Source organism: Pseudomonas typographi (assembly GCF_014694385.1).
Classification (GTDB): Bacteria; Pseudomonadota; Gammaproteobacteria; order Pseudomonadales; family Pseudomonadaceae; genus Aquipseudomonas; species Aquipseudomonas typographi.
In genome coordinates, this window is sequence record NZ_JAAOCA010000025.1 from 39,419 (window position 1) to 63,458 (window position 24,040).

21 protein-coding genes are annotated in these 24,040 nt (G+C 64.3%); 12 read left to right on the plus strand and 9 right to left on the minus strand.

What is annotated here, in order from left to right:
• Positions 1–56: 56 nt before the first annotated feature.
• From miaA to HAQ05_RS19035, 5 genes are read right to left on the minus strand one after another with little or no spacing between them, the layout of a single operon-like run.
• Positions 57–1,028 carry a tRNA (adenosine(37)-N6)-dimethylallyltransferase MiaA gene (gene miaA / locus HAQ05_RS19015; RefSeq protein WP_190423502.1) on the minus strand — a complete coding sequence of 324 codons (972 nt, stop codon included), beginning with the start codon at positions 1,026–1,028 and terminating at the stop codon, positions 57–59.
• Position 1,029: 1 nt separating this feature from the next.
• Positions 1,030–2,937, minus strand: coding sequence for a DNA mismatch repair endonuclease MutL (mutL, locus tag HAQ05_RS19020; protein ID WP_190423394.1), 1,908 nt, complete (start codon positions 2,935–2,937; stop codon positions 1,030–1,032).
• Complete coding sequence (locus tag HAQ05_RS19025; protein WP_190423396.1) at positions 2,934–4,358, minus strand: N-acetylmuramoyl-L-alanine amidase; 1,425 nt, start codon at positions 4,356–4,358, stop codon at positions 2,934–2,936. The genes mutL and HAQ05_RS19025 overlap by 4 nt, the downstream gene beginning before the upstream one ends.
• 12 nt (positions 4,359–4,370) lie before the next feature.
• A complete protein-coding gene (tsaE, locus tag HAQ05_RS19030; RefSeq protein WP_190423398.1) occupies positions 4,371–4,841 on the minus strand; it encodes a tRNA (adenosine(37)-N6)-threonylcarbamoyltransferase complex ATPase subunit type 1 TsaE in 471 nt (156 codons plus the stop codon).
• Complete coding sequence (locus HAQ05_RS19035; RefSeq protein WP_190423400.1) at positions 4,829–6,325, minus strand: NAD(P)H-hydrate dehydratase; 1,497 nt, start codon at positions 6,323–6,325, stop codon at positions 4,829–4,831. The genes tsaE and HAQ05_RS19035 overlap by 13 nt, the downstream gene beginning before the upstream one ends.
• Positions 6,326–6,389: 64 nt before the next feature.
• Between HAQ05_RS19035 and queG the strand changes: the two genes are divergently transcribed.
• A complete protein-coding gene (gene queG, locus HAQ05_RS19040; protein ID WP_190423402.1) occupies positions 6,390–7,466 on the plus strand; it encodes a tRNA epoxyqueuosine(34) reductase QueG in 1,077 nt (358 codons plus the stop codon).
• Between the two features lie 44 nt (positions 7,467–7,510).
• Here queG and orn read toward each other — a convergent pair whose 3' ends face one another.
• The gene (gene orn, locus HAQ05_RS19045) at positions 7,511–8,053 is read right to left on the minus strand and encodes an oligoribonuclease (RefSeq protein ID WP_190423404.1); all 543 of its coding nucleotides are present in this window, start codon (positions 8,051–8,053) and stop codon (positions 7,511–7,513) included.
• Between the two features lie 103 nt (positions 8,054–8,156).
• On the opposite strand from orn, the gene rsgA reads away from it, so the two are divergent.
• From rsgA to HAQ05_RS19060, 3 genes are all read left to right on the plus strand, one after another.
• Positions 8,157–9,188 (plus strand): small ribosomal subunit biogenesis GTPase RsgA, encoded by a 1,032-nt coding sequence (gene rsgA / locus HAQ05_RS19050; RefSeq protein WP_190423405.1) that lies wholly within the window; start codon positions 8,157–8,159, stop codon positions 9,186–9,188.
• 259 nt (positions 9,189–9,447) lie between these two features.
• Complete coding sequence (locus HAQ05_RS19055) at positions 9,448–9,849, plus strand: TIR domain-containing protein (RefSeq protein ID WP_190423408.1); 402 nt, start codon at positions 9,448–9,450, stop codon at positions 9,847–9,849.
• A 43-nt stretch (positions 9,850–9,892) separates the two neighbouring features.
• On the plus strand, positions 9,893–10,393 hold the full coding sequence (locus HAQ05_RS19060; protein WP_190423410.1) for a toll/interleukin-1 receptor domain-containing protein: 501 nt from the start codon (positions 9,893–9,895) through the stop codon (positions 10,391–10,393).
• Here the strand turns inward: HAQ05_RS19060 and motB are convergent, their stop codons facing one another.
• Together motB and motA are read right to left on the minus strand one after the other, a co-directional pair.
• On the minus strand, positions 10,394–11,467 hold the full coding sequence (gene motB / locus HAQ05_RS19065) for a flagellar motor protein MotB (RefSeq protein WP_190423412.1): 1,074 nt from the start codon (positions 11,465–11,467) through the stop codon (positions 10,394–10,396).
• A gap of 3 nt (positions 11,468–11,470) precedes the next feature.
• The gene (gene motA, locus HAQ05_RS19070) at positions 11,471–12,322 is read right to left on the minus strand and encodes a flagellar motor stator protein MotA (RefSeq protein ID WP_190423415.1); all 852 of its coding nucleotides are present in this window, start codon (positions 12,320–12,322) and stop codon (positions 11,471–11,473) included.
• A 137-nt stretch (positions 12,323–12,459) separates the two neighbouring features.
• On the opposite strand from motA, the gene HAQ05_RS19075 reads away from it, so the two are divergent.
• The 8 genes from HAQ05_RS19075 to HAQ05_RS19110 all read left to right on the plus strand — a co-directional run bounded on the left by HAQ05_RS19075 (position 12,460) and on the right by HAQ05_RS19110 (position 22,701).
• Complete coding sequence (locus HAQ05_RS19075) at positions 12,460–13,971, plus strand: HDOD domain-containing protein (RefSeq protein ID WP_190423417.1); 1,512 nt, start codon at positions 12,460–12,462, stop codon at positions 13,969–13,971.
• A 45-nt stretch (positions 13,972–14,016) separates the two neighbouring features.
• The gene (locus HAQ05_RS19080) at positions 14,017–14,832 is read left to right on the plus strand and encodes a rhodanese-like domain-containing protein (protein WP_190423419.1); all 816 of its coding nucleotides are present in this window, start codon (positions 14,017–14,019) and stop codon (positions 14,830–14,832) included.
• Positions 14,833–14,835: 3 nt separating this feature from the next.
• Positions 14,836–15,720 carry an archaetidylserine decarboxylase gene (asd, locus tag HAQ05_RS19085; RefSeq protein ID WP_190423504.1) on the plus strand — a complete coding sequence of 295 codons (885 nt, stop codon included), beginning with the start codon at positions 14,836–14,838 and terminating at the stop codon, positions 15,718–15,720.
• Positions 15,721–15,824: 104 nt separating this feature from the next.
• Complete coding sequence (locus HAQ05_RS19090; protein WP_190423420.1) at positions 15,825–17,600, plus strand: molecular chaperone; 1,776 nt, start codon at positions 15,825–15,827, stop codon at positions 17,598–17,600.
• Between the two features lie 211 nt (positions 17,601–17,811).
• A complete protein-coding gene (locus HAQ05_RS19095) occupies positions 17,812–18,507 on the plus strand; it encodes an RraA family protein (protein ID WP_190423423.1) in 696 nt (231 codons plus the stop codon).
• A gap of 148 nt (positions 18,508–18,655) precedes the next feature.
• Complete coding sequence (gene mdtD, locus HAQ05_RS19100) at positions 18,656–20,056, plus strand: multidrug transporter subunit MdtD (RefSeq protein WP_190423425.1); 1,401 nt, start codon at positions 18,656–18,658, stop codon at positions 20,054–20,056.
• A gap of 87 nt (positions 20,057–20,143) precedes the next feature.
• Positions 20,144–21,523 carry an ATP-dependent RNA helicase DbpA gene (dbpA, locus tag HAQ05_RS19105; RefSeq protein ID WP_190423427.1) on the plus strand — a complete coding sequence of 460 codons (1,380 nt, stop codon included), beginning with the start codon at positions 20,144–20,146 and terminating at the stop codon, positions 21,521–21,523.
• Complete coding sequence (locus tag HAQ05_RS19110) at positions 21,520–22,701, plus strand: aminoacetone oxidase family FAD-binding enzyme (protein WP_190423429.1); 1,182 nt, start codon at positions 21,520–21,522, stop codon at positions 22,699–22,701. Before dbpA ends, HAQ05_RS19110 begins: the two co-directional genes overlap by 4 nt.
• Before the next feature lie 81 nt (positions 22,702–22,782).
• Here the strand turns inward: HAQ05_RS19110 and HAQ05_RS19115 are convergent, their stop codons facing one another.
• Positions 22,783–23,811 (minus strand): hypothetical protein, encoded by a 1,029-nt coding sequence (locus HAQ05_RS19115; RefSeq protein WP_190423430.1) that lies wholly within the window; start codon positions 23,809–23,811, stop codon positions 22,783–22,785.
• Positions 23,812–24,040 lie beyond the last annotated feature (229 nt).

The window sequence follows — 24,040 nt, forward strand, 5'->3', positions numbered from 1 at the left end:
GTCAAAAATGATGGCGCCTGTCGCCTTCCCCCAAGGATAGACGGCAATTGCAAAGCTCAGCCCAATATGGTGCCCGAACCCAGGTATTTCAAGGACCGCGTCAAGTTGTCGCAGGCAAGGCTGTCGAGCCACATCAGCCCAGGCCAACTGCGCAACCAAGTAAATTGCCGTTTTGCCAGTTGCCGCGTGGCGATGACACCGCGCTCGCGCATCTGCGCAGGCGACAGTTTGCCATCAAGGTAATCCCACACTTGCCGGTACCCCACCGCCCGCATGGACGGCAGCCCCACATGCAGATCGCCACGTGCGCGCAGGGTTTTGACTTCCTCGACGAAGCCCTGTTCCAACATGGCCTCGAAACGCCGCGCAATACGCCCGTGCAATACGGCGCGATCCTGCGGGGCAATCGCCAGGCTGGCAACAGTATAGGGTAATTGTGGCGCGCCCGATGCCCCTGTTTCGCGACTTTGCGCCAATTGCTGCGCGCGCAGGGCCGTCATGCTTACGCCGCCGGCCCGATACACCTCTAGGGCACGGATCAAGCGTTGTGGGTCGTTGGGGTGAATCCGCGCCGCCGAAACCGGGTCAACGTCGGCCAATTGCGCGTGCAGTGCGGCTAAACCGTCGCGGCGTGCCAGGGCTTCGAGCTCCTGGCGAATGGCTGGGGCGGCGCTGGGCATGTCGGCCAAGCCGTCGACCAGCGCCTTGAAATAGAGCATGGTGCCGCCCACCAACAGCGGGATATGGCCGCGTGCGGTGATGTCGGCCATCGCTTGCAGGGCATCGCGGCGAAAATCCGCGGCGCTATAGGCTTGGGCGGGGTCGAGAATGTCGACCAGGCCATGGGGGTGTGCGGCCAGTATCGCCTTGCTGGGCTTGGCCGTGCCGATATCCATGCCGCGGTACACCAGGGCCGAATCCACGCTGATCAGCTCGCACGGCAGGGCCTTGGCCAATTCGATGGCCAAGTCGGTTTTGCCCGACGCCGTAGGCCCCATCAGGAAGATGGCAGGAGGCAGGCCAGGCAGGTTAGCGGCCACGTAAAAACAGCTTGTCGAGGTCGTCCAGCCCCATTTGCGTCCAGGTTGGCCGCCCATGGTTGCATTGGCCACTGCGCTCGGTGTTTTCCATGTCGCGCAACAGGGCGTTCATTTCTGGCAGCGCCAACCGGCGGTTAGCTCTCACGGCGCCGTGGCAGGCCATGGTGCCAAGCAGTTCGTTCAGGTGCGCCTGGATACGGTCGCTGGTACCGTATTCCATCAGGTCGGTGAGCACGTCGAACACCAACTGGTTGGCCTCGGCTTGCTTGAGCAGCGCCGGGATCTGCCGGATCGCCAGGGTTTCCGGGCCCAACCGCTGCAGTTCGAAGCCCAACCGGGAAAACCACTGGGCGTGCTCCTCGGCGCAATCGGCCTCGCGCTGGCTCAGGGCGATCGATTCCGGCACCAGCAGCGGCTGGCCGCTGAGGCCCTCGCTGGCCATGGCCAGCTTCAGCCGCTCATAGGTGATGCGCTCATGGGCGGCGTGCATGTCGACCAGCACCAGGCCATGGGCGTTCTCCGCGAGGATATAAATACCCTTGAGCTGCGCCAGGGCGTACCCCAGCGGCGGTATGTCGCCCTGGGTGTCGGGCAGTGCCGGGGCGCTTGCCCCCGCTTCCGGCAACGGCGCGAAGAACGCCTTGTACAGGCCCTGGGCCTCTTGGGCAGGCAACGGCTGGCCCTGGGCCGGCCGCGGAACATATTGGTAACCGGCGCCGCTGCCCGAGCGCTCGCCCAGTGGCCGCCCACCATAGGCCGCTGGCGGGCTTTCGAGCAGGTTCGCGGCCAGCCTCATTTCGCCCTGGGGGCCGAACTCCCCGGCTTGCGCGCCGCTGGGCCGGGGCACCGCGGCCTCAGCCGGTTGCGCCGGCAGGTGGTCGTCGGGGCGCACTTCGGCCAGGGCGCGGTGCAAGGTGCCGTACAGGAAGTCATGGACCATGCGGCCGTCGCGAAAGCGCACTTCGTGCTTGGTGGGGTGCACATTCACATCCACCGTGGCGGGGTCCACTTCCAGGAACAATACGAAGGTGGGGTGGCGGCCATTGAACAGCACGTCGCGGTAAGCCTGGCGCACCGCATGGGCCACCAGCTTGTCGCGCACGGTGCGGCCGTTCACGAAAAAATACTGCATGTCGGCCTGGCTGCGCGAAAACGTGGGCAGGCCTACCCACCCGCGCAAGCGCAGGCCGTTGCGCTCAACATCGACGGGCATGGCCTGTTCGAGGAAACTACCGCCGAAAATAGCCGCGACCCGCCGCGCCTGGGCACTTTCATCGGGGGCCGCGTGCAAGCTGAGGATGCCCTTGCCGTTATGGCGCAGGTGAAACGCCACGTCGAAGCGCGCCAGCGCCAGGCGCTTGACCACTTCTTGCAAGTGATCGAACTCGGTTTTTTCGCTTTTGAGAAACTTGCGCCGTGCCGGCGTGTTGAAAAACAAGTCGCGCACCTCCACCGAGGTGCCCACCGGGTGCGCCGCTGGCTGCACCCGCGAGGCCATTTCACGGCCCTCGGTTTCGACCTGCCAGGCTTCGCTGGCGCCAGCGGTGCGCGAGGTTAGCGTAAGCCGCGCCACCGAGCTGATCGAGGCCAAGGCCTCACCCCGGAAGCCCATGCTGATCACCCGTTCGAGGTCTTCGAGGTCACGGATCTTGCTGGTGGCATGGCGGGCCAGGGCCAGCGGCAGGTCATCGGCCTCGATGCCGCTGCCGTCGTCGCGCACCTTCAGCAGCTTCACCCCGCCCTGCTCGACGTCTATGTCAATGCGCCGGGCACCGGAGTCCAGGCTGTTTTCCAGCAGCTCCTTTGCCACCGAAGCTGGGCGCTCAACCACCTCGCCCGCGGCGATCTGGTTGGCCAGCCGCGGGCTAAGCAGTTCTATCCGGGCAAGTCCGGTCATTGCTGGGCCGCCAAGGTGGTGGCCGGGGGAATGGTCAGCATTTGGCCTACCTTGAGTTCATCGTTCTTCAGGCCATTGGCGCTGCGCAGGGTTTCTACCGGAACATCATAACGAACGGCAAGCATGGCCAGGGTTTCGCCCGGGTGAACGCTGTGCTCGCGGGCGCTGCTGGCAAGCTTGCCCTCGTCACGCAGCCAGGCTATGTAGGTGCCCGGCGGTGGGTTTTGTTCGAAGAACACCTTTACCCCTGCGCGGATCGAACGCGCCAAGGCTTGTTGGTGTTCCGGGCTCTGCAACTTCGAGGCTTCATTGGCGTTGGAGATGAACCCGGTTTCGACCAAGATCGACGGAATATCCGGCGACTTGAGTACCATGAAGCCGGCCTGTTCGACCCGCCCTTTGTGCAGCGAGGTGACCCGGCCAATGTTGCTGAGCACCTTTTGCCCCACGTTCAGGCTGCTGGTCAGCGTGGCGGTCATCGACAAGTCGAGCAACACCCCGGCGAGCATGCGGTCTTTGTCGTCGAGGCTGACATTGCCGGCACCGCCGATCAGGTCGGAGCGGTTTTCCGTATCGGCCAGCCAGCGCGCGGTTTCGGAAGTGGCGCCGCGGTCGGAGAGGGCAAATACCGAGGCGCCGAATGCCGCGGATGATGGCGCGGCGTCGGCATGGATCGACACGAACAGGTCGGCACCCTTCTTCCGGGCGATTTCGGTACGCCCACGCAGCGGGATGAAATAGTCGCCGCTGCGGGTTAATTCGGCGCGGAAACCTTTTTCTTGGTTGATCTGGCGCTGCACTTCGCGGGCGATCTGCAGGGTGATGTCTTTTTCATGCTGCCCGCGGGAGCCGGACGCGCCCGGGTCTTCGCCGCCGTGGCCGGCATCGACGGCGACGATGATGTCGCGTTTGCCACTGGGTGCGGCGGGCAATTTGAGGCCTGGGTTGGCGGGGCTGACCGGAATGGCCGGGGCCGTCGCGATGCCTGCCGGCGGCGTGGGTGCGGAGGCTTCGGCAGCGTCGGCAGGCTGGTCGTATAGGTCAACGACCAACCGGTTGCCGTACTGCTGGTTGGGCGGTAGCACGAAGCTTTTGGGGGTTACCGCCTTTTTAAGGTCGACCACCACACGCAGGTCCGTAGGCGTGCGCTGGGCCGTGCGCACGCTAGTAATGGGCGTGTTGGCGGTGGCAACGTTGAGCGGCGCGGCCAGGCTGGCGCCGTTGATGTCGATCACTAACCGGTCGGGTGCCGTGAGCGTGAACACACTGTGCTGTACGGGGCCAGATAAATCGAAAACCAGGCGGGTGTTGTCGGGGGCGCGCCACAGGCGCATGCTTTTTACCTGGGTAACCGCCCAGGCTTGTGCGGCGCACGCCGCAAACAGCAGCCCGATCACCGCAACCAGTGCGCGAATGCGCATATGTCCCCACCCCTAGATGAATTCGTTCGCCAACGCGGTGCTCCAGCTTTCGCCCCGTGCGCTGTGTGGCGCCAATTGCAGCGAACGCCCATGCGTCTGGGCGCTTATGTTAATGATGATGTCGGGGTTTGGCAAAACGCCGTACCCTTTTTCGGCCCATTCGACCAAGCACAGCGCAGTGCCGTCGAAGTAGTCGCGCACGCCCATGAATTCCAGCTCTTCAGGGTCCGCCAGGCGGTACAGGTCGAAGTGGTAGACGCGCACGCTGCCCATTTCGTAGGGTTCGACCAAGGTGAAGGTGGGGCTCTTGACCGCACCTGGGTGGCCAAACCCACGGATGATGCCACGTGACAGGGTGGTTTTCCCCATGCCCAGGTCGCCTTGCAGGAACACAACGCCCACGCCGCCGGTGAGCGCCCCCAGGCGGACGCCTAGGGCTGCCATGGCCTCTTCGCCGTTGATGCACAGCGTTACCGGCGGCATGGGGCGATCTCTTCGAGCAACTGACGAATGGTCGGAATCAGATCGGCCGCCGCGAGCCCGCGGCCCTTGGCGCCCTGCCGCTCGCCGGCCATTGCGTGCAACCATACCCCCAGGCAGGCTGCGTCAAAAGCCTGCACATGCTGGCCAAGTAAGGCGCCGATTAGGCCGGCAAGCACATCGCCCAGGCCGCCGGTGGCCATCGCCGGGTGGCCATGTGCGCACACCGCCAGGCTGCCGTTGGGGGCAGCCACCAAGCTGCCGCTGCCCTTGAGCACGACCACACAGCCGTAGCGCTCGGCCAATGCCCGCACCGCAGCGGGGCGGTCGGCCTGCACCTGGGGCGTCGATAGGCCGAGCAGGCGCGCGGCTTCGCCGGGGTGGGGGGTGATCACCGCCTGCGCGGGCAACCGCACCGCACCCTGCGCGACCAAGTTAAGTGCATCGGCATCCCACACCTGGGGCTTGTCGCTGGCGGCAGCCACCGACAGCAGGCTACGGCCCCAGGCGCCCTGCCCCAAGCCGGGCCCGACCACCAGCACCGACGCCGGCTCGGCCAGTGCCAGCAATTGGTTGGCCGACTGCACGGCGGCGGCCATGACCTCTGGCAACCGCACCAGGGCCGCGCCCACATGTTCGGCACGGGTGGCCAGCGACACCATGCCGGCACCGCCGCGCAGGGCCATTTCGGCGCTCATCAAGGTGGCCCCGCCGGTGCCGTGGTCGCCACCGATCACCAGCACGCGGCCAAACTGCCCTTTGTGGGCGGTCGCCGCGCGACGGGCGGGCAGCACCAGGTTATCCGGCGCCAGCAGGCGCGCCGCCGGCGGCTGGGCGGCGATGATCGAAGCGCTGGCCTGCAAACAGTCGAACACCACCTCGCCAACCTGGTCGGCGGCCTGGCCGGTGAACAGGCCCAGCTTCAAGCCGATGAAGGTGACCGTTAGCTGCGCGCGCACGGCTTGCCCCAACACGCTGCCGGTGTCGGCACACAGCCCGGACGGAATATCTACCGCTACCACCGGCAAGCTGCTGTTATTCAGGGTTTCGATCACCGCCGCATAGGGCGCCCTGACCTCACCCTTGAGCCCCGTGCCAAGCAGGGCGTCCAGCACCACCCCAGCCAAGCTGGCGCCGGCGTGCCACGGCGCCATCGGTACCTGCCCGGCCACCGCCTGTGCGTGGGCTTGGGCAGCATCGCCGCGCAGGCGGCCGGGCTCTACCACTTGCCATACCTGCACGGCCCAGCCGGCGCGGTGCGCCAGGCAGGCCACCAGGTAACCGTCGCCGGCGTTGTTGCCGTGGCCGGCCAGCACGGTCAATTGGCCCGCTTGTGGCCAACGGCGGCGCACTGCACGCCACGTGGCCAGGGCAGCACGCTGCATCAACTCGAAACCTGGGGTACCGGCCGCGATCAGGCGCGCATCGAGTTCACGCACCTGGGCGGCGCTGTACAGGTGATCGGAAAGGCGGTGGTCGGTCGGCATGGGTCTACCATCGGCGCGGATGTCTGGCAGAATTATACGCACCAAACAGCGGTTTCCTCAGCTCATGACTTCCCTGCCCCACAACCTCCCCGCGCTGGCCGAACAAATCAAGGCCTGGGGCCGCGAACTGGGCTTCCAGCAAGTGGGCATTGCCACGGTCGAACTCGGCGAACACGAGCAGCACCTCAAACGCTGGCTGGCGGCGGGCTACCATGGGGAAATGGACTACATGGCCGCCCATGGCGATAAACGCTCGCGGCCGGCCGAATTGGTGCCGGGTACCGTCCGGGTAGTCTCATTGCGCATGGACTACCTGCCAGGTGATACGCAAATGGCCCAACGCCTGGCGCAGCCGGAAAAAGCCTATGTGTCGCGCTACGCCCTGGGCCGCGACTATCACAAATTGATCCGCAAACGCGTGGCCCAGTTGGCCGAAAAGGTCCAGGGGCTGATCGGGCCGTTCGGCTATAGGGCATTCGTCGACAGCGCCCCGGTGCTGGAAAAAGCCATTGCCGAGCAGGCCGGGCTAGGCTGGATCGGCAAGAACACCCTGGTGCTCAACCGCCAGGCCGGCAGTTATTTTTTTCTCGCCGAGTTGTTCCTCGACCTACCGCTGCCGGCCGACCCCGCCTACGGCAGTGAACATTGCGGGCGCTGCAGCGCCTGCCTGGATATTTGCCCCACCCAGGCCTTCGCCGGCCCCTACCAACTCGATGCCCGGCGCTGCATCTCTTACCTTACGATCGAGCTTAAAGGCCCCATCCCCGTCGAACTGCGGCCGTTGATTGGTAACCGCGTGTTCGGTTGCGACGATTGCCAGATCGTTTGCCCGTGGAACCGTTTTGCCCGGCCATCGGGCGAAGGGGACTTCGCGCCGCGCCATGGCCTGGACAACACTGAGCTGGCGGCGCTGTTTCGCTGGGATGAGCCCACCTTCCTCAGCCAAACGGAAGGCTCGCCCCTGCGCCGGGCCGGCTATGAGCGCTTTTTGCGCAACCTGGCGGTAGGGCTGGGCAATGCACCGGCTACGGTGCCCGTGCTCGAAGCACTCAAGGCGCGCCGCGAACACCCCTCGGCGCTGGTGCGCGAGCATGTTGGGTGGGCCTTGGCAAGGCACGGCGCGGCCCCGCTGAAGGGCTGATGGCCACGCACGTTGCACGGGGGGCTGGGCAGGCCCGCGCCGGTTCACACCCTGATGAAATGCTTACGGTAATGCTGCAATTCGGCAATAGACTCGCGGATGTCATCCAGGGCTAGGTGCGTGCTGCCCTTGCTGAAGCTGTCTTTCACATGGGGCGCCCAGCGTGCGGCCAGTTCCTTGAGGGTCGAAACGTCCAGGTTGCGGTAATGAAAGTAGCCTTCCAGCGCCGGCATATGCCGGTAGAGGAACCGGCGGTCTTGGCAGATGCTGTTGCCACAGATCGGCGATTTGCCCTTCGGCACCCACTGTTCGAGAAAGGCGAGGGTTTGTGCCTCGGCCTCAGCCATGGAAACGCTGCTCGTGCGCACGCGCTGGGTCAGCCCAGAGCCGCCGTGTTGGCGGGTGTTCCATTCGTCCATGCGGGCAAGCACTTCATCGCTATGGTGGATGGCGATCACTGGCCCTTCGGCCAAGGTGTTGAGCTCGCTGTCGGTAACGATGGTGGCCATCTCGATGATGACGTCGCTGTCTGGGTCCAGCCCGGTCATTTCCAGGTCGATCCAGATCAGGTTTTGTGGGTTTTGCATACTGTGCTCCTTGGCTACTGCTGCGCAGTTTAGCCCAGTCATCGTGCTAAACTCGCGTGCTTCAACCCGCCGGCGGCTTATACCGCGCTTACACGAGAAGTTCATGGCCAAACGCCAGCTCACCCGCCGCCAAGCCTGGCGCATCGACAAGGTCCAGAATGAGCGCGCCTCCCGCGCCGCCAGGCGCGAGTCGCAAGCGCTGGAAACCCTCGAAGGGGGCGACCTGGGGCCGGAGCAAAACGGCCTGGTGATCGCCCACTTCGGGGTGCAGGTCGAGGTCGAAGGCCTGGGCGGTGACCACGACGGCCAGGTTGCCCGCTGCCACTTGCGCGCCAACCTGCCCACGCTGGTAACGGGCGACCATGTGGTGTGGCGCGCCGGCAACCAGGGGGACGGCGTGATCGTGGCGCAGTTGCCCCGCCGCAGCGAGCTGTGCCGGCCCGACTCACGTGGCCAGCTCAAACCTGTGGCCGGTAACGTCGATCAAATCGTGATCGTGTTCGCGCCGGCACCCGAGCCCCACGCCAACCTGATCGACCGCTACCTGGTCGCCGCCGAGCATGCGGGCATCCAGCCGCTGCTGTTACTGAACAAGGCCGACATCCTCGACGAGCAAAACGGCCCGGCACTGCATGCGCTGCTGCAGGTGTACCGCGACTTGGGTTACCCGCTGCTGGAAGTGTCGGCGCACCAGGGCAATGGCATGCAGCACCTGCAGGAGCAACTCAAAGGGCATACCAGTGTGTTCGTCGGCCAATCGGGTGTGGGCAAATCCTCGCTGGTCAACGGCTTGCTGCCCGGCGTAGGCACACGTGTAGGGGCGCTGTCGCAATGGTCGGGCCAGGGCACCCACACCACCACCACGGCCCGGCTGTTCCACTTCCCAGGCGGCGGCAACCTGATCGACTCACCTGGCATTCGCGAATTCGGGCTGGTGCATGTGAGCCGTGACGACGTCGAAGCGGGGTTCATCGAGTTCGCAGGGTTACTGGGGCACTGCCGCTTCCGCGACTGCAAGCATGATCGGGAGCCGGGCTGTGCATTGCTCGAAGCGCTGGCGGCCGGGCGCATCCACCCGCAACGCATGCACAGCTACCGCTCGATCATCGCCAGCCTGCCCAAGGAAACCTTCTGACCGCCCATTGGGGCCTGGTGCCCAGGGGCACGCACGCCCATTGACGCGTGGGTATTGCTCCCGGGCGAGGCGCCGTGGCAAGCCATCGCAGGGCTATGGCGAGTAGGCGGCACCGCGCCCCAGCAGCATAACCGCGGCCACCATGGGGTAGCCGACGGCTGAAGCCTCCACTCGGAAAACATAACGTTTTTCAACCATTGTGGCCTCGCCCTCCGAAACTGCCAAAGGTAGCACCGTTTACCGTTCACGAGCGCCGGCCATGCCTATCTACCCTTTGTTCGCCAGCCATTCCTGGAGCTACTGCGACGCCCATGCGCGCCTGATACAAATGCTCAGGGCCCACCCGGAAATAGACGTACGCAGTTTAGCCGTGCCGAACCGGGCGCCGAACCTCGATGGGCCCGCCGCCGATACGCTGGCGTTTGCGCTGGAGGCCAAGATTCGCCCCTGCGCGGTGGTGCTGATCATGGCCGGGGTCTATGCAACCTACAGCGCCTGGATCAACCCGGAAATCGAGATCGCCAAGCGCTTGGGCAAGCCCATCATCGCGGTCAAGCCCTGGGGGCCCCAACGTATTTCCGGGCCTGTGCGCGCGGCGGCCAACGAGGAATGCCCGTGGAACAGCGTCAGCATCGTGCGGGCCATCACCCGGTGGGCATGAGCGGCGGGTATTTCCGCGCACTGGCCAGCAAGCGGCATGTGGGATGAGCGTTTTCATTTCGTACCGGCACACCGACCGTTCCCAAGCCTTGGCCGTGCAAGAGCGGCTTCGGCATCAAGGCATAGACACGCGCCTGGACGTGATGGATGAGCCGGCGCGCAGTACCGGTGACATTGCCCGGCTAATCACCGGGCGCATCCGCGAAGCTACGCATTTGCTGGCGGTGGTATCACAGCCTATCGGCCAAGCCTGGTGGGTACCGTTCGGCATAGGCGAAGCCGCCATTACCGATACGCGCATCACCACGCTTCAGGTGGGGCTGGCCAAGCTGCCGGAATACCTCGACCAATGGCCGCTGCTACGTACCTATAGCGACCTTAGCGCGTTCATATACGAGTACCACAAGGACCGGCAAGCCGCATTGCTCGATTCGATCGGCCTGCAACGCTGCGTGTTTCGCGAAGGCGTTGGCCACAGCTGCGGGGCACTGCGCACGGCGGAAGATTTCCACCGCGCGCTCAGGCAGCGCCTCAAGGGCGTGTGACTAAAGCGGCTTGCCGGCGCCCTGCATTTGCAGTGCGCCGCTGTCGAAAATATTTAGTTTTTCGCGTAGCTCACGCGGCTGAACCGGTGGGTTGGGGTCCAGGCGTGCCGCGCCAGGCGCAGTGCCAGGGGCCGGTACGGCGGCGCCTGGGCCCGGGGCAGGTGCGGCGGGGCCAGGGGGCGGCGCCGCCGCATCCGGCGCAGCGCCATCGCCACCTTCGGCCGCGCCGCCTTCGATGGCGCGCTGGGCCTTCTTGGTCAGTACGGTGATGTCGATCCGGCGGTTGATCGGGTTGAGCGGGTTGTTGCGGTCGAACAAAGCCGAAGAGCCATAGCCCACCACCCGCGCCACCTGCCCTTCTGGATAGCTGCCGGCCACTAGCGCCCGCCGGGCGGCGTTGGCGCGGTTGGCCGACAACTCCCAGTTGCCGAAATCGCCGGCGGCTGAATAGGGCTTGGCATCGGTGTGGCCACTGATGCTGACCTTGTTCGGCACTTCCTTGATGGTATCGGCCATGGCCAGCAGCAGGTCTTCGAAGTAAGGCTTCAGCCGCGCGCTACCGAGGTCGAACATAGGGCGGTTCTCGGCATCCATGATCTGGATGCGCAGGCCATCCTGGGTGATCTCGATCAAGATCTGGTCCTTGAACTTGGCCAATTGCGGGTTCTGGTCGATCTTGTTCTGCAACTCTTGCAGTAACAGTTCCAGCCGGTCCTTTTCAACCTTTTCGGCAATGTTCTCGGCCTGGTCCGGGGTTAGCTGGTTTTGCGCCTCCGGCCTGGGCGGTGCTTCGTTGGTGTCCGGGTTCAGCGTGTGGTCGGGGGCCAACTGGGGCGAACCGCCCAGGTCGATGACATAGGGCGAGCCACCTTCGGTGAAACCGATCGGGTCTTTGAAGTAACCGGCAATGGCGAGCTTTTGCTCCGGTGTGGCATTAGACAACAACCAAAGCACCAAGAAGAACGCCATCATCGCCGTAGCAAAGTCGGCGAAGGCGATTTTCCAGGCGCCGCCGTGGTGCCCGGCGGCGAAGCGTTTTACCCGCTTGATGATGATTGGCTGGTTGTTTTCCATGGCTTAGCGACCGCGCACGGCTTCTTCAAGCTCGGAAAAGCTCGGCCGGTGCGCCGGGTACAGCACCTTGCGGCCGAATTCCACCGCCAGCGTGGGCGGCATGCCCGAGGCCGAGGCCACCAACGAAGCCTTGAGGGCTTCGTAAACGTTCAGCTCTTCCTTAGCGTCGTGGCCCAGGCATTGCGACAGCGGGCCAAAGAAGCCGTAGGCGGCCATGATACCGAAAAAGGTACCGACCAATGCCCCGCCCACATGGCCACCGATGGCGGCTTTATCACCGTCGCCGAGCGCCGCCATGGTCACCACGATACCCAATACCGCCGCCACGATACCGAACCCGGGTAGGCCTTCGGCAACGCTCTGCACTGCGTGGGAAGGGTGCTCCAGCTCTTCCTTCATGCTTTGCAGCTCCATGTCGAACAACCCTTCGAGCTCATGGGGCGCCATGTTGCCCGACGTCATAATGCGCAAGTAGTCGCAGATAAACGCGGTCATGCGCGCGTCCTTGAGCACGCTGGGGTACTTGGCGAAGATCGGGCTGGCGGCGGCGTCTTCGATATCCGCTTCAATGGCCATCATGCCTTCGCGGCGGCTTTTGGTGAGGATCTCGTAGACCAAACCGAGCATTTCGATATAGAACGCGTGGGTGAACCGCGAACTGAACATCTTCAAGGCTTTCTTGAATACGTGCAGGGTCATCGCGCCCGAATTGGCCTGAAGGAACGCGCCCAGGCAGGCGCCGCCGATGATCATGACCTCGAAAGGCTGGATCAAAGCCGCCAATTGGCCGTGAGACAGGAGGTATCCACCGATCACGCTCGCGAATACGACGATGATGCCGATAATTTTAGCCATAGGTCAGGAGCACTTCGAAAACCAAAGGGGGCACGGCACTGACTGCCGCTTCAATCTCTGCTTCTAACTATCGGCCGAAGTGCGCCAGACTATAGTCACCCCTTGTGAAAAATCAGACCCCAACCTGCAGGCTCCCTATGCCAGTCGCCATACCGAACTCCGTGGACACCTGGGTCAAAGCGTTAGCCGATGTGCGCCTGCCGGTTCCCACCCACAGCCATGACCGGGTCTCGGCGTACCTCAACGACAGTAGCCGTTCGCTGCGCGAAATCGCCGAGTGCATGCAGCAAAGCCCGGCACTGGTGCTCAATGTAATCCGCGAAGCCAATGCCCACGCCAACAGCGCGCTGATCGAGCCCGCCGAGAGCCTGGAAGTGGCCATCACCCGCATGGGCCTGCAACGCACTGGCGAATTGCTCAAGCGCTTGCCGGCGATGCCCTCGGCAGAAATCCCGCAGGCGCTGCGCCAGCTGCAACTGGTTAGCCAGCACGCCAGCCAACTGGCCAATGGCTTGTTCGCGGCGCGGTTGGCGCGGCTGTGGCAAGAAGTACACTGGGGCGCGTTGCTGTTTCTGGCGCCGCTGTGGCCGATTGCCCTGACCCAGCCGGGCTTGATCGAAGACTGGGAGTTGCGCGTGGTACGCCGCGGCGAACCCGCCGTTAACGTGGAGCGGGCGTTATTCGGCGTGCCGCTGCTCGACATATGCCAGGCCTTGGCCGAGCGCTGGCGCTTGCCGCTCTGGGTGCTGCAGGGCTACCGGTCGCTGGGGGCCGAGCGCCGCTCGCTGGCCAGGGTAATGCTGATCGCCCGCGACTTCGGCGACCCACTGCGCCAACAACAGCGGCTAGATGCAGAGCCGGCGCTACGCCGCTTCGCCAACCAGCCGGCCATTAGCATCCTCCTGGCCAATGGCCTGGCCCTGGCGGCACAGCAAGGCTGGGCCACCCACCATGCGCTGCGCTGGGAATACCTGATCGCGCTGTACACGCAAATGCCATTGGGCGATGTTCAACAGCAGGTGCACCAAGAGTCGGTACACAGCGCGCGGCAGGTGGCCCAACCGGACCTCTGGCACCCGGCAACCGCGCTGATCTGGCCGTGGCATGAACGCCGCCCACTGCAACCGGCCCCACCCCCTTCGGCCGAGGCCCTGGTGCAATGGCGCAGGAACTGCACCGACCTATTGGCAGAGCCCAGCCCGTTCAACAATGCCATGCACCTGGCCACCACGGCGCGGGATGCACTGGTGGCCTGCGGCATGCAGCGGGTGTTGCTGCTGATGCCCGATAAAAGCCAAACCGTGCTGCTGGTACAGCAACTGGCCGGGTTGCCCAAACCGGCGGCGCAGCTCAGCTTCGCCCTGGACCAAGGCGCCGTGTTGAAGCGCTTGGCCCAAGAGCCGGGGCAGATACGCGTTACACCGGCCAACAGCGGGCAATTTTCCCACTTGATCCCGGCCAGCCTGCGCGTGCTGTTTCGCGGCGAACACCTGCTATTGCGCTCGCTGGCCAGCCATGGCCGGGTGGCGATGCTGGTGGTCGCCGACCAAGGTGGCGGGCCGTTGTCCGACATTACTGTGCAAGCCTTCGGTAAAACCGCGCAATGCATCGAAAAGGCGCTGGCCGCCTTCAGCAATCGCAACAAATGAGCCTTGCGTTACAATCGCACCTTTTCTTGCACAAGGTGAGCCCACATGCCTGATTTCTCCGGCCTGCCACTGGTCATCGAACCGGCAACGCTCAACGCCCGCCTCGGTTGCCCCGAGTTGGTCCTGGTCGACCTCACCAGCGCTGAACGCTACAGCGCTGGGCACATTCCCGGTGCACGGTTCGTCGACCCCAAGCGCACGCAACTCGGCCAACCACCGGCCCCGGGCCTGCTCCCGGGGCTGGATGCGCTTCAAGCGCTGTTCGGCGAATTGGGCCATCGCCCGGAAGCCGTCTACGTGGTCTATGACGATGAAGGCGGTGGCTGGGCCGGGCGCTTCATCTGGCTACTCGACGTGATCGGCCATGGCAACTATCACTACCTCGACGGTGGCCTGCTGGCGTGGGAAGCCGACGGCCTGCCGCTGAGCCGCGAGGTACCCGCCCCGGCAGGCGGCCCGGTGGCCTTGGAGTTGCACGAAGGCCCCACGGCCAGCCTTGACTACCTGCTCAGCCGCCTGGGTGCCGACGACCTGGCCATCTGGGATGCCCGGGGCCCGTTGGAATACAGCGGCGAGAAAGTCGTGGCCGCGCGGGGCGGGCACATCCCTGGTGCCGTGAACTTCGAATGGACGGCTGGCATGGACCCTACCCGCCAGTTGCGCATCCGCCGAGACCTTGCCGCACGGCTGGCGGCGCTCGGCATCACCCCCGACAAGGAAGTGATCACCCACTGCCAAACCCACCACCGCTCGGGCTTCACCTACCTTGCCGCCAAAGCCCTCGGTTACCCACGGGTGAAGGCCTACGCCGGTTCTTGGGGCGAATGGGGCAACCGCGCCGACACGCCCATCGACGTTTAAGGAATTTACATGAAAGATCGCTTGTTCATCCTTGCCCAATACCTGCTGCCGCACCATCTGATTTCGCGGCTGGCCGGTTGCCTGGCCGAATGCCGGGTGCGCTGGGTGAAAAACGCCTTCACCGGCTGGTTCGCCGGGCATTTTCGCGTCGACATGAGCGAAGCACAGGTCGAGGACATAACCGCCTATGAACACTTCAATGCGTTCTTCACCCGCGCTCTGAAGCCCGATGCGCGGCCCCTCGACCCCACCCCTGGGGCTGTGCTGTGCCCGGCCGACGGTGCCATCAGCCAACTGGGGCCGATCGAACATGGCCGCGTCTTCCAGGCCAAAGGCCATAGCTTCAGCGTGCTGGAACTGCTCGGGGGCGATCCCGCGATCGCCGCGCCTTTCATGGGTGGCCAGTTCGCCACCGTGTACCTGTCGCCGCGTGACTACCACCGCGTGCACATGCCGCTGGCCGGTACCCTGCGCGAAATGATCTACGTGCCAGGGCGCATTTTCTCGGTCAACCAAACCACCGCCGAGGACGTGCCAGAGCTGTTCGCCCGTAACGAACGGGTGGTATGCCTGTTCGACACCGAGCGTGGGCCGATGGCCATGGTGCTGGTGGGCGCAATGATCGTGGCTTCAATCGAAACCGTATGGGCTGGGCGGGTGACCCCACCCAAGCGCGACCTCAAACGCTGGCGCTACGACGAAGCGGCACGCGGGCCGGTGCACCTGGAAAAAGGCGCGGAAATGGGCCGGTTCAAGCTAGGCTCAACGGTAATCGTGTTGTTCGGCCCCGGGCAGGTCCAATGGGGGCATCCGCTCGAAGCATTATCGCCGGTTAAAATGGGCCAGGGCTTGGGCCTGCCCGCCGCCGGCAAAGCGCCGCTCGTTTGAACAATTGCTGCTACAGTCGGGCAATACATAAATGGCATTTTTGCTGCCGAACGACGGTCAAAGTTTCAGTGCTCCGTTAAAAGAATCAGGAACCCCGACTGCAGATGCCTCGCCCCAGACCTCACCTGTTGTTGCGCGCCCCTACGCCGTCGCAGAAGAGCCTGAGCTTTTGCGAAGCGCACCCGCGCGAGTTCAAGGCATGGATCGCTAGCCTGCCCAAAGCCAACATCGGCGAAATGGCACGGTTGCTGTATCAGGGGCTGACCGAGCTCAACCAATTGGTGACCAGCAGCGAGGTACGCCTGCAGCTACTGGAGCTGCTACGCCCAGAGGTATATTACGTTTGCCGGCATTTGGAAAAACACTTCCTGAACCAGGCGATCGTGCTCGACGAGCGCGCGCGAAAGGTGGCCAACCTTTGCCAGGCGCTGCAAAACCACTTGGCGGTGGGCTACAAGTACATCGTGGTGCGCCTGGCCGAAACGTCTCCCGCGGAACGCTCGGCGGTGATGGCCATCGCCTTGCAGCGTGCCATCCATGCCCTTAACGGGCCCTTGGTACGCGCCGCGCTGCTCTACTGCCCGCCGCCGGAAGGGCTGTGGGTAGAGCTGCATCAGTTGTACTTGGTAGCCGCCGACCAAAAGGTACAACACACACCGGTTGCCGACGAACTGGCGCACCACATCAAGGCCCTGACCCCGGAACAGGCCTACCTGTGCGCATTGTTGCTGGGCTGTTCGCGTTGCAACCAGATGCGCCAGAACTCCATCGGCCGCCTGGCCGAGGTGCTCGAGGCCTGGAGCCCATTGGCCCGCTTGCGGCCAGCGCTGGCCGAAAGCAGCCTGTTCGCGGTCGCCCCGGCCATCGATGGCCCGCCACGCTACAAGTCGCTGTTCCCCGAGCAACAATGGCCCACGCTAGTCGGCCTGGACACCCTGAGCGTATCGCAGGCGCTGCAGGCCTACGTCGCGCTGCCGCCGGCAGAGCGTAGCGCCTCGCGCCTGGTGGTGCCGCCGGCGTTCAGCCTCGACCTGCTGCAGCACCTGGCCGCGGCCTGGGGCAACGTTTCGGAGCGCACGTTCGAACGCATGCCGGGCACCGGTAACCTCACTCTGTGCCTGGGCATGAGCGCGCTGCATTACTACCTCGCCGGCGAGCGCTCGTTCGGCGAAATGCTAAGCCGCCCGTCGGCCGGCCAGCAGGCCCAGTTCAGCCAGGGGCAAAGCTGGGCGCAGATCTACGAGGCGAGCCAACATCACATCGTGATGGAAGAAATCCAGTACCCGGCGCCCAGTACCGAACCCGGCGCAACCGCGGCCCAGGCGCCACAGCACCAGGAATACCCCAGCTACAGCCTGCAAATCGTCAACCACAGCCCTGGGGGCTACTGCCTGGCCTGGCCACGAGAGGTGCCGGCACAGTTGCAGGCCGGTGAAATCGTTGGCATCCAGGACGTGCCCAGCCAAGGCTGGAGCGTGGCGGTAGTGCGCTGGATTCGCCAGGTACGCAGCGGTGGCACCCAAATCGGCATCGAACTGCTCGCGCCCCATGCCCAACCATGCGGGGTGCAACTGGTGCGCAGCGGCGAGCCGAGCAGCGAATACCTGCGCGGCCTGTTGCTGCCGGAAATCCGCGCCATCGATGTGCCGGCCACATTGGTGGCGCCGCGCCTGCCGTTCCAAGAGGGCCACCAAGTGCTCATCAACACGCAAGGCGATGAACGCCCGGCAAGCTTGGGCAAACGGGTTTCCGCCACCGGTAGCTTCAACCAGTTCGAATACCACACCGCCCACCAACCCGACGAGCCGCCGATCCTCCAGCCGGGCACCGAAGACGCCGCACCGGAGGAAAACTTCGACTCGCTGTGGCGCGATCTCTAAACCCCAGGGGCCGCCGCGCCGCGCACTCGCCGCGCTAGCTTGAAACGTGCGATGCGCAAGCTAGAGCCGTTGCTGGCCGTGGTGCGATGCCGCTCACGGAGCATCCGGGCGCTGGCCCAAGGCTTGCTCCGCCACTATCAGAAGCCTAAGCTAGCGGTCTGTGATGGCACTCGTCCATCACAGCCTCCTTCTGTTTCGTGAGGCTTTTCCCATGTTTGACGTTACCTCTTCAGGCAAATGGCCCACCGGCTATTTGATCAACCCCAACCCTGAACCGCTTGACCCGAAGTGGCTTAAGGAATTCAGCAGGATCCCTGCCGCGGCCGTGAGCGATTGCCTGGGCCGCAACGTAGGTGGCCTTGGCCTGAAGCCCTTTCACGGCAACACGCCCATGCTGGGCAACGCGCTGACCGTTCGGGTACGCCCCGGCGATAACTTGATGATCCTCAAGGCCATGCAGATGGCGCGCCCCGGTGACGTACTGGTTATCGACGGCAGCGGCGACCTCACCCGCGCGGTATTCGGCGGCATCATGCGCGCGATGGCACTTAAGGCCGGCATCGTCGGCGTGGTGATCAACGGTGCGCTACGCGACCTCGATGAATGGCTTACCGGCGAACTGCCAGCCTATGCCCTGGGCGGCGTGCACCGTGGCCCCAGCACCGACGGTGCAGGCGAAATCAACGTGGCGATTTCTTGCGCGGGCATGCTGGTGCAGCCGGGCGACCTGATGATAGGTGACGGCGATGGCGTGGTGGCCGCGGCCCGCACCGAGCTGCCCGAATTGCTCAAGCGTTGCCACGACCTGTTGGCGCGTGAAAGGGCGACCCTCGAAGGTATCGCCAGCGGCACCCTGGACCCGCATCGTTTCGACGCCATCCTGCGCGCCAAGGGCTGCCCGGTCTAACCCTGCGCCCGCTCCCTCTTGCCCCGCCCTCCGGCGGGGGCAGGGGCTTGCCCACGCTAAACGCGAAAACCGAACCCTTTTTACGGTAAGCCAGTCGAAGGCAGCGTAAGCTTATATCGCCACCTCGACACAAGGCCGCGCCGTAGTCATGTCTGATCGCCCTGTTCTGGACCCTGCCATCGCTCGCTGGCTGCCCTGGGTCATCGCCATCGCTTTTTTCATGCAGTCGCTGGATGCCACCATTCTCAACACCGCCCTGCCCGCCATGGCCGGCGATTTGGCCGAGAACCCACTGCGCATGCAGTCGGTGGTGATTTCCTACATGCTCACCGTTGCCTTGCTGATGCCGGCCTCGGGTTGGATCGCCGACCGCTTCGGCACCAAGCAGGTGTTCGTCGCGGCGATTGGTTTGTTCACCTTCGGCTCGTTGCTCTGCGCCGTGTCCCCCAACCTCACGGTGCTGGTGTGTTCGCGCGTATTGCAAGGCTTCGGCGGCGCGCTGCTGGTGCCGGTGGGGCGGCTGGTGGTGCTGCGCGCCTACCCGCGCTCGGAGCTGGTGCGAATCTTAAGCTTCATCACCGTGCCCGGCCTATTGGGCCCATTGATCGGCCCAACCCTGGGCGGCTGGATGGTCGAATACCTGAGCTGGCACTGGATTTTTTTGATCAACCTGCCGGTCGGTGCGCTTGGCTGCTGGGCGGTGAAGCGCGTGCTACCAGACCTTCGCGGCGAGCGTACGCCCTTCGATGGCCAGGGCTTCGCACTGTTCGGCGCGGCGATGGTGCTGATCACCATTGCGCTGGAAGGCTTAGGCGAGCTGCACCTGTCGCATTTGCGGGTAATCCTGCTGCTGTTTGCCGGCTTCGCCTGCCTGGCCGCTTACTGGCTGCGGGCCGTGCACGACCCCGACCCGCTGTTCAAGGCGTCGCTGTTCCGGACCCGAAGCTTTGCGGTGGGCATTCTCGGCAACCTCTTCGCCCGGCTGGGCAGCGGCGCGCTGCCCTTTTTGGTACCGCTGCTGCTGCAAGTTGCCCTAGGCCACAGCCCCGCCGAGGCCGGCATGAGCATGATACCCCTGGCTGCCTCGGCCATGGTGGCCAAGTCGCTGGCACGGCCGTTGATCGAGCGCTTGGGTTACCGCATGGTGCTCACCGGCAATACGCTGCTATTGGGCGTGTTGCTGGCCAGCATGGGCTTGGTCAGCGCCGATACCCCCTATTGGTTGCTATTGGTCCAACTCGGTATCCTCGGCGGGGTGAATTCCATTCAGTTCACCGCCATGAACACCGTGACCCTGATCGACCTCGACGACGTAGAGGCCAGCAGCGGCAACAGTTTGCTCTCAGTGGTGGCGCAGTTGTCGATGAGCCTGGGGGTAGCCTGCGCCGGTGCCTTGCTCGGCGGCTTCACCTCGACCATGAGCGCCGACGGCGTGACCACCGTGCTCGGCGCGTTCCAGTTAACGTTCCTGAGCATCGGCTTGATGGCGATGCTGGCCGCCACCATTTTCGTGCAACTGGACCGCGACGTGGGCCGCAAGAAAGCCTGACCTGCGCAGCGCTGCGGCGATGGAAGGTTAGGGCGCGGCGGCCGGCGCTGCTAAACTGCGCGGCACTTTACCGCCCAGGGCCTTCCCGTGACGTCTACCGCTTTCAATTCCCTGCCGCTGCCCGCAGCGATGTTGGCCAACCTGGAAAGCCTCGGCTACCACGAGATGACGCCGATCCAGGCGCAAAGCCTGCCGGTGATTCTGCAGGGCCGCGACCTGATCGCCCAGGCCAAAACCGGCAGCGGCAAAACTGCCGCGTTCGGCATCGGCCTGCTCAAGGGCATCAACCCGCGCTATTTCGGCTGCCAGGCGTTGGTGCTATGCCCCACCCGGGAACTGGCCGACCAGGTGGCCAAGGAAATCCGCCGGCTGGCGCGCGGCGAAGACAACATCAAGGTACTCACCCTGTGTGGCGGCGTGGCCCTGGGCCCGCAAATCGCTTCGCTGGAGCACGGGGCGCACATCATCGTGGGCACCCCTGGGCGGCTGCAGCAGCACCTCGACAAACAAACCCTGAGCTTAAGCGGCCTGAACACCCTGGTGCTGGATGAAGCCGACCGCATGCTCGACATGGGCTTTTTCGATGCCATTGCCGCCGTGATCTCCCACACCCCGGCACGCCGGCAAACGTTGTTGTTCTCGGCCACCTACCCCAAGGGCATCGAGCAACTGGCCGGGCAATTCTTGCGCACACCGCAACAGGTGAAGGTCGAGGCGTTACACACCGACAGCCGCATCGAGCAGCGCTTCTACGAAATCGATGCCGAACAGCGGCTGCCCAGCGTGCTCAAGGTGTTGGGGCACTTTCGCCCGGTGGCGTGCGTGGCGTTTTGCTTTACCCGCCAGCAATGCCAGGAACTGGTCGAATTACTGACCGCCAAGGGTATCAGCGCCGCCGCGCTGCACGGCGACCTGGAGCAGCGCGACCGCGACCAGGTACTGGCGGTGTTCGCCAACCGTTCGCTGTCGGTGCTGGTGGCCACCGATGTCGCCGCGCGCGGCCTGGATATCGACGGCCTGGACCTGGTGATCAACGTAGAGCTGGCGCGCGACCCAGAGATACACATCCACCGTATCGGCCGCACCGGCCGGGCCGGCGAGAGCGGCCAGGCGGTCAGCCTGGTGGCCCCCGCCGAAGCGCATCGCGCCCAGGCCATCGAGACCTTGCAAAAGGCCCCGCTCACCTGGTGCCCGCTCGATGCGCTCACGCACCGAGGCGATGGCCCGCTGGTGCCGCCGATGGCGACCTTGTGCATTGCCGCCGGGCGCAAAGACAAACTGCGCCCCGGTGACATCCTTGGCGCGCTGACCGGCGATGCCGGCATCCCCGCCGCGCAGGTGGGCAAAATTGCCCTTTTCGACTTCCAGGCTTTCGTTGCCGTTGAGCGCAGCCTTGCCAAGCAAGCCCTGGCGCGCCTGAACAGCGGCAAAATCAAAGGCCGCGCGCTGAAGGTACGGCTGCTGTGAAAACCGCTGACGTGGTGGTGATTGGTGCCGGCGCGGCCGGCCTGATGTGCGCCGCACAAGCCGGCTACCGTGGCCGCCAGGTGCTGTTGCTGGACCACGCCAACAAGCCGGGCAAGAAAATCCTGATGTCTGGCGGCGGGCGCTGCAACTTCACCAACCTGCACACAGAGCCGGCAAATTTCCTGTCGCAGAACCCGCATTTTTGCAAGTCGGCACTGGCGCGTTACACGCAATGGGACTTCATCGAGTTGGTGCAACGCCACGGCGTGGCCTATCACGAGAAGAAGCTCGGCCAGTTGTTTTGTGACCACAAGGCCAGCGACATCCTCGACCTGCTGCTGGCCGAATGTGAATGGGCCGGCGTGCAGTTGTGCCTGGGCACGGCGGTGCAGCATATCGAACGGGAGCCCAGCGGCGGTTACCGGTTGGCCAGCGACCTGGGTGAGCTGCACTGCGAGGCGCTGGTGATCGCCACCGGCGGGCTGTCGATTCCAACCCTGGGCGCCACCGGCTTTGGCTATGAGGTGGCTCGCCAATTCGGCCATAGCGTGCTACCGACCCGCGCCGGGCTGGTGCCGTTTACCATCACCGACCAATTCAAGGCCCTGTGCACGGAGTTGTCTGGCACCTCGGTGGACTGCAGCGTGCGCTGTAACGGCCAGGTGTTTCGCGAGAACCTGCTGTTCACTCACCGTGGCCTCAGCGGCCCGGCGATGTTGCAAATCTCGTCGTTCTGGCAACCGGGCGACACCCTCTATATCGACCTGCTGCCCGACCGCGACGCCTTGGCATGGCTGCGCGAACAGCAAAGTGCCCGGCCTAACAGCGAGCTGCGCACCCTGCTGGGTGAAGTGTTCACCCGCAAGATGGCCAACTTGCTGGCCGACAACGGGTTCGCCTCCCGGCCGATGAAGCAGTACACCCCCACCGAGCTTGAAACCCTTGCCGAACGCCTGAGCAGTTGGGCGCTGGTACCGGCCGGTACTGAAGGCTACCGCACCGCCGAAGTGACCTTGGGCGGCATCGATACGCGGGAGGTGTCGTCGAAAACCCTGGAATCGCTGAAAAGCCCGGGGCTGTATTTCGTCGGCGAGGTGCTCGACGTGGCCGGCCACTTGGGCGGGTTTAATTTCCAATGGGCCTGGGCCAGCGGGCATGCGGCGGGGCAAGTGGTATAGGCCGCTACCCGCGGCGCCATACGCAGGCGCTGCGGGTGCACCAAAGCCGGGCTGCAACGCCCGGCGTTGGCGAGCTTGAGCTTAAACCGCCGCCACTACTTTGGCCGGGGGCTGGGTACGGCGGCCCAATACGCCGCCACCTGCTGCCACCAAGCCGGAAATCACCAAGGTAATCAGCAAAATCCACGCGCCTTGGGACACCCGCTTAGCCGTGGCGTCTGCCACTTCACGGGCTTTTTGCTCGGCCTGTGCCTTGAGTTGCTGATATTTGGCATACGCTTGGCGGTAGCTGGCCTGGGCTTGGTCAACGATTTGGTTGGCCTCAGCGTCGGTTTTATTACCACGCGCTTTGATCAGGTTGACCAGCGCCTGGCGGTCGGCAGCATCCCAGGCTTGGTCACCCTTGGCCTTGATGCGGTCCATCAAGCCACCGAGTTGCTCGTCGGCCTGCTGAGGGTTATTGGCGCTGTTTTTTGCAGTATTTTGTGCGTCTTGCTGGGCTGCTTGCGCTTCTTGCTTGACGTTGTCGGGGTTCAATTCCGGCTTACCGGTTTGGCGCATGGCGGTCTCGATTTCCCCTTGGATATCGTTAACGTTGAAATCGATACCTTGTTGCTTAAGTTGGTCTTGCAACTGGTTACCCACCGTGGGCGCCACCTGGGCAAGCCCACTGCCCACCGCCGACAATCCGCTGCCGGCAAGGTTAAGGCCACCACGCACCACACCGGTGACCGCACTGGTGACCAGATACACCGTGATCAACGACACGCTTGCCCACACCAACAGGCCATGGAACGCGCCTTCGCGCTGCGCCAGGCGCCCAGCGGCCCAGCCGCCGACGAACAACGAAATAACCCCGCTGACCACCACCCAGATGCCGGCACCGGTACCGAGCCCGCTCACCGGGTTGTCCTGTTGCAGCGGGTCGATGCTGGCGCTACCAATCGCCGTGCCCAACACGTTGAGCAACAGCGATACCACTAACGCCAGCACCACCCCCGCCAGAATGGCACTCCACGAAATGCGTTTAAGCACAGGCGCCCCCACGGCGGTGTCAGAGTAGGCAACGCCGGGGTAGCCGGCCGGGTCGATGCGATCATCGCGAGTCATGATGGTGTTCCTCTATGTTTATTGGCAGTGCGCAAAAATAATGGCGCGCTTAAGAAGGACATGACGCGATGCGGGAAAGTTTTAAATATCTTTGGGTATTGGGGGTATTGGGGACGATTTTTAGCGCGGGCACGGGTGAAAGGTTTTGTTCGGCCGGTGGATGAGACGCTTTGCCGGCACGGTGTTGTTAGAAGAGGTCGGTGACTGTTATGAAGTATAGGGGGCAAGA